The sequence below is a fragment of the Amycolatopsis sp. NPDC041971 genome, assembly GCF_055588925.1.
Map to the genome: position 1 here is coordinate 120,739 of NZ_JBVJCE010000003.1, position 14,570 is coordinate 135,308.

12 protein-coding genes are annotated in these 14,570 nt (G+C 66.5%); 9 read left to right on the forward strand and 3 right to left on the reverse strand.

From position 1 onward, the window contains the following. The first annotated feature begins 235 nt into the window (after positions 1–235). Positions 236–535 (forward strand): YciI family protein, encoded by a 300-nt coding sequence (locus ACZ6DT_RS08865; protein ID WP_465590905.1) that lies wholly within the window; start codon positions 236–238, stop codon positions 533–535. A 10-nt stretch (positions 536–545) separates the two neighbouring features. Here the strand turns inward: ACZ6DT_RS08865 and ACZ6DT_RS08870 are convergent, their stop codons facing one another. Continuing rightward, entirely contained in the window at positions 546–704 is a 159-nt protein-coding gene (locus ACZ6DT_RS08870; protein WP_168214406.1) for a hypothetical protein, read from the reverse strand. 231 nt (positions 705–935) lie between these two features. Between ACZ6DT_RS08870 and typA the strand changes: the two genes are divergently transcribed. The 5 genes from typA to ACZ6DT_RS08895 all read left to right on the forward strand — a co-directional run bounded on the left by typA (position 936) and on the right by ACZ6DT_RS08895 (position 9,371). Further along, positions 936–2,858 carry a translational GTPase TypA gene (gene typA / locus ACZ6DT_RS08875; protein WP_465590908.1) on the forward strand — a complete coding sequence of 641 codons (1,923 nt, stop codon included), beginning with the start codon at positions 936–938 and terminating at the stop codon, positions 2,856–2,858. 586 nt (positions 2,859–3,444) lie between these two features. Beyond that, the gene (locus ACZ6DT_RS08880; protein ID WP_465591822.1) at positions 3,445–5,154 is read left to right on the forward strand and encodes an ABC transporter family substrate-binding protein; all 1,710 of its coding nucleotides are present in this window, start codon (positions 3,445–3,447) and stop codon (positions 5,152–5,154) included. Between the two features lie 287 nt (positions 5,155–5,441). Next, a complete protein-coding gene (locus tag ACZ6DT_RS08885) occupies positions 5,442–7,247 on the forward strand; it encodes an ABC transporter family substrate-binding protein (RefSeq protein ID WP_465590911.1) in 1,806 nt (601 codons plus the stop codon). 182 nt (positions 7,248–7,429) lie between these two features. Beyond that, on the forward strand, positions 7,430–8,446 hold the full coding sequence (locus ACZ6DT_RS08890; protein ID WP_465591824.1) for an ABC transporter permease: 1,017 nt from the start codon (positions 7,430–7,432) through the stop codon (positions 8,444–8,446). Further along, positions 8,439–9,371 carry an ABC transporter permease gene (locus ACZ6DT_RS08895; RefSeq protein ID WP_465590914.1) on the forward strand — a complete coding sequence of 311 codons (933 nt, stop codon included), beginning with the start codon at positions 8,439–8,441 and terminating at the stop codon, positions 9,369–9,371. Before ACZ6DT_RS08890 ends, ACZ6DT_RS08895 begins: the two co-directional genes overlap by 8 nt. Before the next feature lie 301 nt (positions 9,372–9,672). On the opposite strand, the gene ACZ6DT_RS08900 is transcribed toward ACZ6DT_RS08895, so the two are convergent. Further along, positions 9,673–11,454, reverse strand: a complete 1,782-nt coding sequence (locus ACZ6DT_RS08900) for an ABC transporter ATP-binding protein (protein WP_465590917.1) — start codon at positions 11,452–11,454, stop codon at positions 9,673–9,675. Positions 11,455–11,650: 196 nt separating this feature from the next. Here ACZ6DT_RS08900 and mshB point away from each other — a divergent pair, with 196 nt between their 5' ends. From mshB to ACZ6DT_RS08915, 3 genes are read left to right on the forward strand one after another with little or no spacing between them, the layout of a single operon-like run. Then, positions 11,651–12,493: an N-acetyl-1-D-myo-inositol-2-amino-2-deoxy-alpha-D-glucopyranoside deacetylase gene (mshB, locus tag ACZ6DT_RS08905; RefSeq protein WP_465590920.1), complete on the forward strand. Its 843-nt coding sequence runs from the start codon at positions 11,651–11,653 to the stop codon at positions 12,491–12,493. After that, a complete protein-coding gene (locus ACZ6DT_RS08910; RefSeq protein ID WP_465590923.1) occupies positions 12,490–12,960 on the forward strand; it encodes a hypothetical protein in 471 nt (156 codons plus the stop codon). The genes mshB and ACZ6DT_RS08910 overlap by 4 nt, the downstream gene beginning before the upstream one ends. Continuing rightward, positions 12,953–13,744 carry a hypothetical protein gene (locus ACZ6DT_RS08915; protein ID WP_465590925.1) on the forward strand — a complete coding sequence of 264 codons (792 nt, stop codon included), beginning with the start codon at positions 12,953–12,955 and terminating at the stop codon, positions 13,742–13,744. Before ACZ6DT_RS08910 ends, ACZ6DT_RS08915 begins: the two co-directional genes overlap by 8 nt. A 4-nt stretch (positions 13,745–13,748) precedes the next feature. Here the strand turns inward: ACZ6DT_RS08915 and ACZ6DT_RS08920 are convergent, their stop codons facing one another. Continuing rightward, the gene (locus ACZ6DT_RS08920; protein ID WP_465591827.1) at positions 13,749–14,510 is read right to left on the reverse strand and encodes a site-2 protease family protein; all 762 of its coding nucleotides are present in this window, start codon (positions 14,508–14,510) and stop codon (positions 13,749–13,751) included. Positions 14,511–14,570: the final 60 nt, after the last annotated feature.

Here is a 14,570-nt window from a genome sequence, read left to right on the forward strand (position 1 = left end):
TGTGGGGTGTCTCCCACCATTGGTCTTTCTGCTCGCACCTGCCCCCGCTCCTCCCCACCCCACACAAGCATTCCTCTGGATGCGGTGGTTCGACGTCGAACCACCGCATCCAGAGGACTGCTTGCGGAGTGAAAAGTAGGGGCGAGTCACTCATTAAGGGCATATAGCGTCAACAATTCATATCGGCTGGCGCAGTACGCTCGTCACACTGGAGATCCGGGTTTACCGTCTTCTCATGTTCGTCGTACTGCTGACCTATACCGCCCCTATCGAAGAAATCGACTACGTGCTCCCGGATCACGCCGAGTGGCTGACCGAACAGTACGGGCACGGTCATTTCCTCGCCTCCGGCAGGCGCAACCCGCGCATCGGCGGCGTCCTCATCACCAGGCCCATGGCCAGGGGAAAGCTGGACGCGATCCTCGCGACCGACCCCTTCTCGATCAAGCACATGGCCACCTACGAGGTGATCGAGTTCTCCCCGACCCGCACCGCTGAAGAACTGCGGGCGATCAACGAGGCGGTGGTGCGCTGAGGACGATCGGCTAAGCCGCTTTCGCGATCTTCGTTTTCGCCTTCTTCAGTGCGAGAACGGGGCATTTGCCGCACCGCGACTTCGACCTGCAGCATTTCTTCTTGACCTTGCCGGACTTCATCCATTTGCGCACGAGTTTGCGCGGGTCGTCGGGTAGTTTCTTGCCCACTCGCACTCCTCATCGGACGACGTCGGCCACACGCCCACGTTAGGTGAGCCTTAACGATCTGGGGCGTGGGGGTGCTCACAGTTCGGCTACAGGTACCCTGGTGTGGTCCGCGTATGGCCAAAGTCGGCCGACGTTACCCGATCGCGTCAATGAGAACGTCAATGAGAACTCAGTGAGCGCTCGGGGCGGCGCGGGCACCACACCCGAACTTGAAACCTTTGGAGCCTTCGCGTGCCCGCAGCCAGCGCCACCGCAGTCGATGCCGGTCGCTCGTCCGGCAAGACCCGGCCCGACCTGCGCAACGTCGCCATCGTCGCCCACGTCGACCACGGCAAGACGACCCTCGTCGACGCGATGCTCCGGCAGTCCGGGGCCTTCGAGGAACGCGCCGAACTCGTCGACCGCGTAATGGACTCCGGGGAGCTCGAACGGGAAAAGGGCATCACGATCCTCGCGAAGAACACCTCCATCCACCGCGAGACCGAGAACGGCCCGGTGACGATCAACGTCATCGACACCCCCGGCCACGCGGACTTCGGTGGCGAGGTCGAGCGCGGGCTGGCCATGGTCGACGGCGTCGTCCTGCTGGTGGACGCCAGCGAGGGGCCGCTGCCGCAAACCCGGTTCGTGCTGCGCAAGACCCTCGAGGCCGGTCTGCCGGTGATCCTCGTGGTCAACAAGACCGACCGCCCCGACGCCCGGATCTCCGAGGTCGTCGAGGAGACCCACGACCTTCTGCTCGACCTGGCCGGTGACATCGAGGACGCCGACCTCGACGCGATCCTCGACCTCCCGGTCGTCTTCGCCTCCGCTCGTGCGGGCAAGGCGAGCCTCGAGCAGCCCGCCGACGGCGCGGTGCCCGAGAGCGAGAATCTCGACCCGCTGTTCGAGACCCTGCTGCGCCACGTGCCGCCGCCCTTCGCGGACAAGGAAGGCCCGCTGCGCGCACTGGTCACCAACCTCGACGCGTCGAACTTCCTCGGCCGGATCGCGCTGATCCGCATCCACTCGGGCAACCTGCGCAAGGGTCAGACCGTGGCCTGGATGCGCGAGGACGGCACCATCCAGAACGTCCGGATCTCCGAACTGCTGATCACCGAGGCGCTCACCCGCGTCCCGGCGACCGAGGCCAGCGCGGGCGAACTGGTCGCCATCGCCGGCATCCCCGAGATCACCATCGGCGACACCCTCGCCGACGTCGAGAACCCCGAGGCGCTGCCCCGGATCGCCGTCGACGAGCCCGCGATCTCGATGACCATCGGTGTCAACACCTCGCCGCTGGCGGGCCGCAGCGGTGGCGACAAGGTCACCGCGCGGCTGGTCAAGGCCCGGCTGGACCAGGAGCTGATCGGTAACGTCAGCATCAAGGTGCTGCCGACCGAGCGCCCCGACACCTGGGAAGTCCAGGGCCGTGGCGAGCTGGCGCTGGCGATCCTCGTCGAGCAGATGCGCCGTGAAGGCTTCGAGCTGACCGTCGGCAAGCCGCAGGTGGTCACCCGGATGATCGACGGCAAGCTGCACGAGCCGTTCGAGCGCCTGTCGATCGACGCCCCCGAAGAGCACCTCGGCGGCATCACGCAGCTGCTGGCCGCCCGTAAGGGCCGGATGGAGCACATGGGCGGGCACGGCTCGGGCCGCATCAAGCTCGACTACGTCCTCCCGGCGCGCGGCCTGATCGGCTTCCGCACCGACTTCCTCACCGAGACCCGCGGCACCGGTATCGCGAACCACGTGTTCGAGGGTTACTTCCCGTGGGCGGGCGAGATCCGCACTCGTCACTCCGGTTCCCTGGTCGCCGATCGCTCCGGCCCCATCACCGCGTACGCGATGATCCAGCTGGCCGACCGCGGCACCTTCTTCGTGGAGCCGGGCGCCGAGGTGTACGAGGGCATGGTCGTCGGCGAGAACCCGCGTGCCGAGGACCTCGACATCAACATCACCAAGGAGAAGAAGCTGACCAACATGCGTCAGTCCTCCGCCGACGTGATGGAGACGCTGGCCCGCCCGCGCAAGATGGGCCTGGAGGAGGCGCTGGAGTTCTGCTCCGTCGACGAGTGCGTCGAGGTCGCCCCCGACGTCGTCCGCATCCGCAAGGTCACGCTGGACGTCAACCAGCGCGCCAAGGAGCGCAACCGCAACAAGAACCGCGGGTAACCACCAGGCATCCGCCGGAGGGCGCCTGCTCACTCACCGTGAGTAGGCGCCCTCCGGCTTTTTTGGCCTTGAAAGCGGTCACGCACCGTATTCGATCGGGCGTTCCCGGTTAAGGAAAGGTCCTTCCCGACAATTTCCGAGGGAAAGCGAGCTGCTTTTCGGACGGTGTTCACATCGCCGGAACGGACCGGTGGCCTGCCGTGTGAACCCGTCGAGAACGCGGACCCGGACCGGTGCGAAACAAAAGATCCCGAATGCGTCCGGATAGGACTCGAGTGCGCACTCGTTTCGGCCGTCAATCGTGCGGTGGCGAACATTCCGAGGGGGCGTTCCGGAATGTTCCGGGTTTGCGGAACCCATTGCCGAAGGAACGCGCTCCCGGCGCGGACGAAATGCTTAGGCCCGGACAGGAACCTTCGGAGCCTCCCGGACGTCCACCTGAGGAGGCGGTATCCGGTCGGGCGACGGCCGGGCCGATATGGGAATCTCGCTGCCGAGGCCATGCCCGGCGTGATAGCTCTATGGCGACGGGCGAGGACGAAACCGGGAGGATCCAGGCGTGCGGGTAGCGAACACAGCGGCGCCCATGCTGGCGTGCGCGGCCGTGCTCCTCGCCGCCTGCAGCAACACCCCACCGCCGCCCGTGGTCAGCTCCTCGGCCTCCCCGGTGAGCACGTCGACCACGAAGGCGCCTTCGCAGGTCGTGGTGGGTGTGGACGACGTCCTGGGTGGCTACAACCCGCACAACCTCGCCGACGCCTCACAGGTGACGTCGGCGCTCTCGCAGCTGCTGCTCCCGTCGGTGTTCCGTCCCAAGGACGACGGCAGTTTCGAGCTGGACAAGAACCTCATGAAGTCCGCCGAGGTCGTGTCGCAGCAGCCGTTCACGGTCGCGTACGCGATCCGCCCGGACGCCTCCTGGTCCGACAGCGCGCCGATCGCCGCCGAGGACTTCGCGTACCTCCGCGAGGCCATGCGCGACCAGCCCGGCGTCATCGGCGCCGCCGGCTACCGGCTGATCTCGGACATCCAGTCGCGTGAAGGCGGCAAGCGGGTCGAGGTCACCTTCGCCAAGCCGTACCCGGGCTGGCAGACGCTCTTCGCCAACCTCCTGCCCGCCCATCTGCTCAAGGACGCCCCCAACGGCTGGCAGGGCGCGCTGGCGACGACGTTCCCCGCCGTCGCCGGGCCGTACTCGATCAAGGGCCTCGACACCGCGCGCGGAGAGGTCACTCTGGAGCGCAACGAGCGTTATTGGGAGAAACCCTCCGCCCTCGACCGGATCGTGCTGCGTGCGGCCGATCAGGACGGCACACTGGCCGCCCTGCGCAGCGGCAACGACCAGTTCGCGATGACCAGGACCGACGGCACCGGCCTCAAACGGCTCGGGGAACTCGGCTCCGCGGTGCGGCTGCACACGGTCGCCCGCCCCACGGTCGCGCAGATCCTGCTGCGGCCGGTGAGTTCGACGCTGTCGGATCCGAAGGTGCGCGAAGGCGTCACCGCCCTGATCGACCGCGGCAAGCTGATCACCGAGGCGACCGACGGCGGCCCGTCGGACAAGCTCCGGGCCGACGCCCAGGTCCGCGTCCCGTCGGCCCCCGGCTTCCAGCCCACGATCCCGGCACCGGGACCGCCGTCGGCGGCCGATCCGGTCAAGGGCGAGGAACTGCTCAAATCCGCCGGATACACCAAGGAAGCGGGAACCTGGCGCAAGAACGGGAAGAACCTTTCGCTGGTCGTGGCCTCGCCCGCCAAACAGGAGCCGTACGCGACGATCGCCAAGGAGCTGACGGCGCAACTGGTGGCCGCGGGGATCGAGGTCAACGCGATCGCACCGCAGCCGAGGGAGCTGTTCTCGACGCTGCTGGCCATGCCGGTGCTCGACGGGATCCAGCAGACGACCCCGGAAGGGGCGGGCAACGTCGGCATCGACATCGCGGTGATCGGCCAGGTCACCGGGGGTGCGGACGTCGCTTCGGCGCTGGCGTCCACCTTCGGCTGCCGTCCCGATCAGCTCATCGACAAGACCAAGGCCGTCGTCCCGGGGAACCCGCTGGGCTTCTGCGACCCGGCCCTGCAGCCGTCGATCGACGCCGCGCTGACCGGCGCCACCCCGGTCGCCGACACGCTTTCGGCCCTGGAGCCGGAATTGTGGCGCCGGAATGTCGCCATTCCGTTGTTCCAGCTGGCCGATACCCTCGCCATCGGCTCTGGTATTTCCGGAGTAACCGCTGGTCCTCCTATGGTGGGCCCTTTCGGGTCCGCGGTGAACTGGACGAGGGGTCCGAAGTAGCCGTTTCGAGTCCGAGTCCGCCCCTGGCGGGTGACCTTTCCCGGCACGTTCGAGTGGCGGACTGATTCCTCAAGGTGACCACTGTATTTCTCGAAGTCAGCCGCAAGTTACCCTTTGGTCACGATCCCCCCGTAACTGGTGACTGTTCGTGCATTTCCTTTCTAGCGTGCACCCGCAGTGCGCCAAATGAGTGTTGCTTGGCGTGTCATAGGCTCCGGGCAATCTCACCGGAGCGGTGTGGGGTCCTGTTCCGATCTCAGGAACCCAGTGCTAGGAGGGCACACTTCATGAGGAAGTCCAAGGCAGTCTCCGCCTGGTCGCTGGTCGCGGCCTCCGCGCTCGTGCTGAGCGCATGCAGCGGTGGCGACAGCGGCAGTTCCGACCAGAACGGGTCGTCGACCGACATCAAGAGCATGGCGGTCGGCAAGGCGCAGAACGGCGAAAACTTCAAGCTCGCGGACACCCCGGGGTACGAAGGCACCGTCACGGTGGGCATCGACGACGGGTACTCGGGCTACAACAACGACACGCCCGACACCAACACGTCGTACAACAACTACGTCCTGACTTCCGTGCTCGCCGGCTCCCTGGCGCTCGACGGCAACAACAAGGTCTTGCTGAACAACGACGTGCTCGACTCCTGGGAGGTCACCTCCAAGTCGCCGCAGACCGTCGTCTACAAGATCAAGCCGAACGTCAAGTGGTCCGACGGCCAGTCCTGGGACTGTGACGACTTCTACCTGGCCTGGCTTTCCCACAGCGGCAAGGCCAAGGCCGCCGACGGCAAGCAGGCCTTCCTTGCCGCTTCGACGACCGGCTACCAGCTGATCAACGAGGCGACCTGCAAGGACGACCTGACCTTCGAGACCAAGTACACCGAGCCTTACCTCGACTACAAGGGTCTCTTCGGCCCGCCGGCCATGATGCCGGCGCACATCCTCGAGGCGAAGACGGGCGTCGCCGACATCACCAAGCTGACCCCGACCAGTGACGCGGCCCAGCTGAAGAAGGCCGGCGACTTCTGGACCAACGAGTGGAAGGGCTTCAAGGCGGACATCATGCCCGCCTCCGGCCCGTACAAGATCACCGCGTTCGACGCCAACCAGAAGGCCGTCACGCTCGAGAAGAACCCGAATTGGATCGGCGGCAAGGGTGGCCCCTCCAGGATCGTCGTGAAGGCGATGGAGGACACCAAGGCCATGGCGACCGCGCTGCAGAACGGTGAGATCGACATCGCCGCTTCGACCCAGCCCGACGCCACCGCGGCCGGCACCATGAAGGGCCTCGCGGCTCAGGGTGTCACCTACGGTTCGGCTTCGCAGCTGACCTTCGAGCACATCGACCTCAACTACAAGCGCATGTTCAAGGACAAGGACCTGCGCAAGGCGTTCTTCGAGGTCGTCAACCGCCAGGAGATCACCGACAAGCTGCTCAAAGAGGTCCAGGCCGACGCGACCCCGCTGAACAGTGTCGTGTTCATGCCGGGCGAGCAGGGCTTCAAGGACCTGTACAGCAGCAAGGCCGGTCTGGGCGCCGAGGCCGCGGCCAAGACGCTGACCGACGCCGGCTGGGTCAAGGGTGGCGACGGCATCTTCGCCAAGAACGGCCAGCGCGCGTCGTTCAAGATCTCGCACAACCAGAACGCCCGCCGTCAGCAGACCGTCGAGATCATCATCTCGCAGGCCAAGGCCGCCGGTATCGAGATCACGGACGACCAGGACGCCAACTTCCTGAAGGGTGGCCGCTTGGCGGCCAGCGACTACGACGCCGCGCTCTTCGGATGGTCGCAGCAGCCGTTCAAGGCCGAGGCGAAGTCGATCTACATCACCCGTGTCGACGACAGCAGCCAGAACTACCAGGGCCTGTCGAACCCGACGATCGACTCCTCCTTCGAGGCGGCCGTGAAGGCCACCGAAGAGTCTTCTCAGGTGGAGAACTACCAGAAGGCCGACCAGGCGATCGCGGACGAGTACGCGACGCTGCCGCTGTTCCAGACCCCGTCCATGTGGGCGTTCAAGGGCATCGACCGCACATACATGCAGTCGTACAACGGTGTCCTGTGGAACGTCGGTGAGTGGGAGCAGAAGAAGTAGGGCTTCCGCCCCGCTTTTTCACCACTCGCTTAAGCGATCCTGGTGGTACGGGGGCCCGGCCACAAGCCGGGCCCTCGTACCCGCCGGAAGTAGCTGTTGACCGTAGGGTTACCGCCACTACGGTGGACAACCGGGCAGCGGTCCAGCACTTCGGCGACCAGGCCCGGATGAGGAGCAGTTCGTTGAACCTGGTGATCTACATTCTTCGCCGTCTGGCGATATCGATTCCCGTCCTGTTGGTCGGGACTTTCCTGTGTTTCATCATGGTCGCCGGCACCGGCGACCCGCTCGCCGAGATGAAGAGCAACCCGGCCATGAGCAAGGAAGCCATCGCCCAGATGGCCTCGCAGCTCGGGCTGGACCAGAGCATCGTGCCCCGGTACTTCACTTGGCTCGGCAACTTCGTCACCGGCGAATGGGGCGTTTCCATCGCCCAGGGCAACGCGCAGGCTCCGGTGTTCCCGAAGGTCATGGCCGCGTTCGAGGTCACCCTGAAGCTCGTCGTCGGAGCCGAGATCCTCGCGCTCGTCCTCGGCGTCCTCGTCGGTGTGGTCGCGGCGGTCAAGCAGTACTCGATCATCGACTACATCGCCACCACGCTGGCCTTCCTGCTGTTCTCGATGCCGATCTTCTGTGTCGCCATCGTGCTGAAGGGCTACGCGATCCAGTTCAACGGCTGGGTCCGGGATCTGGGACTGTCCGATGTGCTCGGTAACCCGTGGATCCGCACCACCAGCCCGGAATCACTGAATTTCGACGGCCCAGGCGGTTTCCTGGCCAGTTACGTCGGCGCGTATCTGCTGCCGACACTGTCCATCATGGCGATCAGCTTCGCCGCGTACAGCCGGTTCCAGCGCGCTTCGATGCTGGAGACGCTGAACGCGGACTACGTGCGGACGGCGCGCGCGAAGGGACTCGCCAACGGCCGGGTCATCTTCCGCCACGCCTTCCGGAACGCGCTCATCCCGGTGACCACCCTGTTCTCCGTCAACTTCGGTGCCGTGCTCTCGGGCGCGATCATCACCGAGACGGTGTTCAACTGGAATGGCATGGGCAAGCTGCTCGTCGAAGCCGTGACCAAGAGCGATACGCAGGTGATGATGGGGTGGCTGGTGCTCATCGCCAGCAGCATCATCGTCGCCAACCTGATCGCCGACCTGATGTACGGCATCCTGGACCCGAGGATTCGCGTTGGCTGACTTGAACTCCCTTATCGCGGCGGAAGGCTCCAAGTCCGCCGATGGCAAGCTTCCGGACGAGGCACTGCCCGAGCCCCGGAGCCAGGGCAAGCTGGTCCTGCGCAAGTTCCTCCGGCACAAGCTGGCGATGATCTGCACGGCGATCCTGCTGCTGCTCGTGCTGACCGTCATCATCATGCCGATCTTCTGGCCCTACAGCTACGAGGACAGCTCCTTCCCGTCCTTCGCCAAGCCCAGCGGGGACTACCCGCTCGGCACGACGCAGGTCGGCAAGGAAATGGTGTCGCAGATCCTGCGCGGCACCCAGTACTCGCTGCTGATCGCGCTCATCGTGTCGCTCGTCGCCACCACCATCGGAACCGTTTTCGGTGCCATGGCGGGGTACCTGCGCGGCTTCACCGACTCGGCCATCTCGCGGGTGACGGACCTGTTCCTGATCGTCCCGCAGATCGCCGCGGCCGCCATCCTGGCGAAGGTGTTCGGCGGTGGTAGCTGGTACATCGTCGCGATGGTGCTGGCGGCCTTCGGCTGGATGCCGATCGCCCGTATCGCCAGGGCCGAGTCGATGTCGCTGTCCCAGCGTGAGTTCGTGGACGCCGCCCGCGCGTCCGGCGCCGGGACGTTCCACATCGTGTTCAAGCACCTGGTGCCGAACATGGTCGGCCTCATCACGGTCAACGCGACCCTCGCGATCGCGCAGGCCGTGCTGATCGAGGCGGCGCTGTCCTTCATCGGACTGGGGGTGCAGCTGCCGGACACCTCGCTCGGCCGTGTCATCCTCGAGAACTACGCCCAGCTGCAGAACCGGCCGGCGCTGTTCTTCGGCCCGTTCGTCGTGCTGGTGCTGATCTCGCTGACGATCAACTTCATCGGTGACGGTCTGCGGGACGCCTTCGACCCGCGCCAGCGCCGCATGAAGGCGTAAAGCTTCTTTAGCGCGTGAAGGTCCCTTTCCCTCGGCTCAGCCGAGGGAAAGGGACCTTCACGCGTTTCACGACCGGGAGGCTGCGCCGAACTCGCGCGTCTGGAGCCGGAACTCGCGTGTCTGAAGCCGGAACTCACGTGTCTGGGAGCCGAACTCGCACATCCGTCCGGAGACACGCGTCATCCGGCTGCACACACGCATGATCCGGCTCCAGACACGCGGTGCCGCCCAAGTACGTGAAGGCCCCCTGCACTGCGTCGAGCGCAGTGCAGGGGGCCTTCACGTACTTACTTACCTGAGGTCAGTCGGCCACCGGGGCCAGCTTGCCCGCCTGCCAGGCCGCACGCCGTTCGGCCTGCAGCACCGGGTTCGCGACCGGAGCGGCCGACAGCAGACGACGGGTGTAGTCCTCGCGCGGCGAGTGCAGCACCTGGTCACGCGTGCCGACCTCGACCAGCTTGCCGTACTGCATCACCGCGACGCGGTCGGCCAGCAGGTCGACGACGGCGAGGTCGTGGCTGATGAACAGGCAGGCGAACTGCAGCGAGCGCTGCAGGTCGAGGAACAGGTCCAGCACGCGGGCCTGCACCGACACGTCCAGCGCCGAGGTCGGCTCGTCCGCGATCAGCAGCGCCGGGTCGAGCGAGAGCGCCCGCGCGATCGCGACGCGCTGGCGCTGGCCGCCGGACAGCTCGTGCGGGTACCGGTTGCGGTAGTGGCCGCCGAGCTCGACCTTGTCCAAAAGGGACGCCACGCGCGCGTTCAGGGCCTTGCCCTGCAGGAACTTGTGCAGCACCATCGGCTCGGCGATCGATTCGCCGATGGTCATCTTCGGGTCCAGCGTGGACGCCGGATCCTGGAACACGATCGAGAAGTAGCGGCGCAGCGGGCGCAGGTCCTTGTTGGACATGTTCGTGATGTCCTTGCCCGCGATCGACACGGTGCCCGCGGTCGGGGTCAGCAGGCGGATCGCGCAGCGGCCGACCGTCGACTTGCCGGAACCGGACTCGCCGACCAGGCCGACGATCTCGCCCTTGGCGATGCTCAGCGAGACGTCGTCCACCGCGCGGTTCTTCGCCTGGCCGCGGCGGCCCGGGTACTCCAGCACGAGGTTCTTGATCTCGAGCGCGGGCGCGTTCTCCTCGATCACCGCGGCGAGTTCGGCGTCCTCGAGCCGGATCTCTTCGGCGATCTTCGAGGCCTCGTCGCTGTCGGGGGAGATGCCGGAGTCGTCGAGCAGGCGGCGCCCTTCGGGGCGCTGGCCGAGCACGGGAACGGCGGCGAGCAGCTTGCGGGTGTACTCCACCTGCGGCGACGCGAACAGATCGCGCACCGGCGCCTGCTCGACGATGTTGCCCTGGTACATCACGACCACGCGGTCGGCGAGGTCGGCGACGACGCCCATGTCGTGCGTGATCAGCACGATCGCGGTGTTGAGGGTGTCGCGCAGCTTGCGCAGCAGGCCGAGGATCTCCGCCTGCACGGTGACGTCGAGAGCCGTGGTCGGCTCGTCGGCGATGATCACCTTCGGGTCGCACGAGATCGCCATCGCGATGACGACACGCTGCCGCAGACCGCCCGAGAGCTGGTGCGGGTACTGCTTGAAGCGCAGCGGCGGGTTCGGGATGCCGACCATCTCCAGCAGCTCGATGGCGCGTTTGTCGGCGGCTTCCTTCGAGATGTCCTGGTGTGAGCGGAGCGCCTCACGCAGCTGCCAGCCGACCGTGTAGACCGGGTTCAACGCGGTCATCGGCTCCTGGAAGATCATCGCGACCTGGTTGCCGCGGATCTTCTGGAGCTCCTTCTCCTTGAGGTCGGCCAGGTTACGGTCGCCGAGGCGAAGCTCGCCGGCGATCCGGCTCGTCTTCGGGAGCAGCCCGAGCACCGACATCGAGGTCACCGATTTGCCGGAACCGGACTCCCCGACCACCGCGACGATCTCGCCCGGCTTGACGTCGAATCCGATGCCCTTGACGGCGTCGACCACGCCGTCGTCGGTCGGGAACGAGACGCTCAGGTCGGAGATGGACAGAACCGAACCCGACACGCCGCCGAGGTCCGACGATGCTGCTTCAGTGCTCACCAAGATGCCCTTCGTGGGGGTACATATGGTCACGGCGCAAAGCCCGTGACGGTGTCAACGCGCCCTCGGCGGTAAAGAGTGCCTCGGACGTGCGCGAGGATAACCGAGAGTCGCCCGACTAAGGTCGGTGCTCGGAGCTTCCGTTCCCGACACCCTATAAAGGAAAGCGCGCCGTGTTCGAATTAGTCTTCAAGCCGTGATCTCCGATCGGCCCAAATTGCTCCTGGTGCACGCCCATCCGGACGACGAAAGCATCACCACCGGCGGCACCATCGCGTACTACGCGGCAGAAGGCGCCGAAGTGACCGTCGTCACTTGCACTCTCGGTGAGGAAGGCGAAATCATCCCGCCTTCCCTCGACGGGCTCGGTTCGTGGGCTTCCGATCAGCTCGGCGGCTACCGCGCGGGCGAGCTGGCGTCGGCCTGCGCGGCGCTGGGCGTCTCCCGGCACCGGTATCTCGGCGGCATCGGCCGCTGGCGTGATTCGGGGATGGCCGGGACGCCGTCCGCGGCCCATCCGCGCGCGTTCTCCGGCGGTGACCTCGAGGAGCAGGCGGCTCAGCTCGCGGAGATCCTGGACAAGGTCCGGCCCCAGGTCGTCGTCACCTATGACGCTTTCGGGGGTTACGGGCATCCCGACCACATCCGCGCGCACGAGGTCACCATGGCCGCGGCGCCGAAGGCCGAGTCGGTCGAGCGGGTCTTCCACACTGTTTCTTCTCGTGACGCGGTCGCGGCCGGGCTCGCCGCGCTGCGCGGACACTCGTCCTTCCAGGTCCCGGAAGACGGCGAACTGCCGGTGACGCCGGACGAGACCATCACGACCGTTCTCGACGTCGGCGCGCACCTCCCGGCGAAGGCCGCCGCGCTGCGGGCACACGAGACCCAGGTCAGCGTGCCCGCCCCGCCGGCTCTCGCCGACCACTTCGCGCTGAGCAACGACGTCGCGCAGCCGATCACCCCGAACGAGTACTTCGTGCTCGCCCACGGACCGGCCGAAGGCGCCGCGGCCGATCTGTTCGGGGGACTCGCGAAGTGACAGTGCCGTCTTCGCCGTCTTCGCCGTCTTCGCCGTCTTCGCCGTCACCGCCGCTCACTTCGCGGCAGCGTCTGCTGTTCGCCCTGCTGACCTTTGACGCCTTCTTGCTCGGGCTGCTCGAACTGTTCTTCCTGCCGCTCCGGCTCGACGGGATCGTGCTGCCGAAGCTCGGTGACTTCCCGATGCCGGTGACCGTGGTGCTCGCGGTGATCACCACCCCGTTGCTGGTGCGGACGACCGCGAAAGTGGTACGGCCCTCCTTTTCGGTGATTCCGCTGCTCGTCTGGGTACTAGTCGTACTCGGGATGGGTGTGACCGGACCCGGTGGTGATCTGGTGCTCATACAGGACTGGCGCGCACTGCTGCTGATCGGCGGCGGGGCGTTGCCGGGAGCGCTGGCACTGGGTGGCGGTCTGGGCAGTGCGGCGAAGGCCGTGAAGTCCTCGAAGGGAGTCAGCAGTGGGTGAAGCGATTTCGGACCGCCAAGTCGTGGCGGTGCTACGGCCGTTCGTCCGTGCCTGCGGGCCGATGGTCGACGCGCTGCGTGACGCGGATCCGTTCGGTTTGCAGGCCAGGGGGCGTCGCCACGAGGACCTGGACGGCGTCGAATCAGGACTGAAGGACAAGCTGCTCAACGGGATCACCTCGGTCAAGGTGCCCGGCACCGCGGCGTGGGCCGAGATGTCGAACTACCAGCGGACCGACTGGTGGGTGAACCGGGTCGGCCGGTTCACCGCGCTGATCACCGCGATCCCCGGTCTCGGCGGTGCCCTCGCCGACCGGCTGCCCGTGCAGGACGCGCTCGGCTCGGCGTCGCAGGGGGTGTTGCTGTGCGCGATCGCGGGGGAGTACGGCGTGACCGACGTCGGCGCCCGGGTCCGGTTGATCGCGTGGGTGCTCTTCGAACGCGACATCGATCCCGTGCTCGCGGCGGGCAAACACGCCGAACATGACAAGGCGGCCGAAGACGACGAAGCGGCGAAGCTCACCGAAGAACTCGACGACGCGAAGAAGAAGCACGGCAAGATCACCCTGAAGGCGGCCGCGAGCACGTTGTGGCGCCTCGGCCGGGGACTGCTCGGCATCGTCGGCGAACTCGAGAAGCGGCCTCGCGGCCGCCTTTTCCACCGTGCGCTCGGGAAGCTTCCGGTGGTCGGCATGGCAGGCGACTACCTCGGCGAGCGGTCCGGCCTCAAACGCGTCTGGAAGCGGGCGCACGAATGGTTCACCGAGCACCCCGAAGGCAAGTGACCGCTCACCTCCAGAACATGAACGCGTCTTGTCCGTATTGGGCGGCGCGAGTGAACCCTCCCACGGAGTCGAAGACCGCGTAGGACCCCTCCCACAGCAACGAGCTGGCTCCGGGTACGAGGAACAGCACGGCGAACAGCACGAGCGGCGCCCACGGCCGGGCCTTCGCGCCGAACTCGCGCGCGCCGGGCGAAAGGTACGGCTCGATCGCGCCCCAGCCGTCGAGGCCGGGGATCGGCAGGATGTTCAGGATGAACGTGACGATCTGAAGCAGTGCCAGGAACGAGAGCCCGATCACGAGACCGGACGTCATCGGCACCAGCGCGACGAGAAGCGTCAGCACCACGCCGGCGGCGAGGTTGCTCAGCGGCCCGGCGAGCGACACCCATGACTGGATCCCGCGTGACCGCAGGCGCCCGTGTTCGATCCAGACCGCGCCACCCGGCAGCGGGATGCCGCCGATGAAGAGGAATACCAACGGCAGGATGATGGACAGCGCCGGATCCGTGTATTTCCGGACGTCCATGGACAGATAACCCTTGTGGGCGACGCTGTGGTCGCCGCCGCGGAACGCCACGAGCGCGTGGCCGAACTCGTGGAGCGTCAGTGAGGCGACCCACCCGCCCGCGACGAGCAGGACGACGCCGATGATGATGAGCGGGTCGTACTTCTGACTGGAAATCGTGGTCGTGTCACCGAAAGCCGCCAGTACACCGCCCAGGACGGTGACCGCGAGGATGCCGAGGAAGATCGGGCTTGGCCGCACTGCTGATCTCTGCACCCCTCCAGTCTTCCGTATGCCCGATGTGAAGTTCTCGGCGTGTCC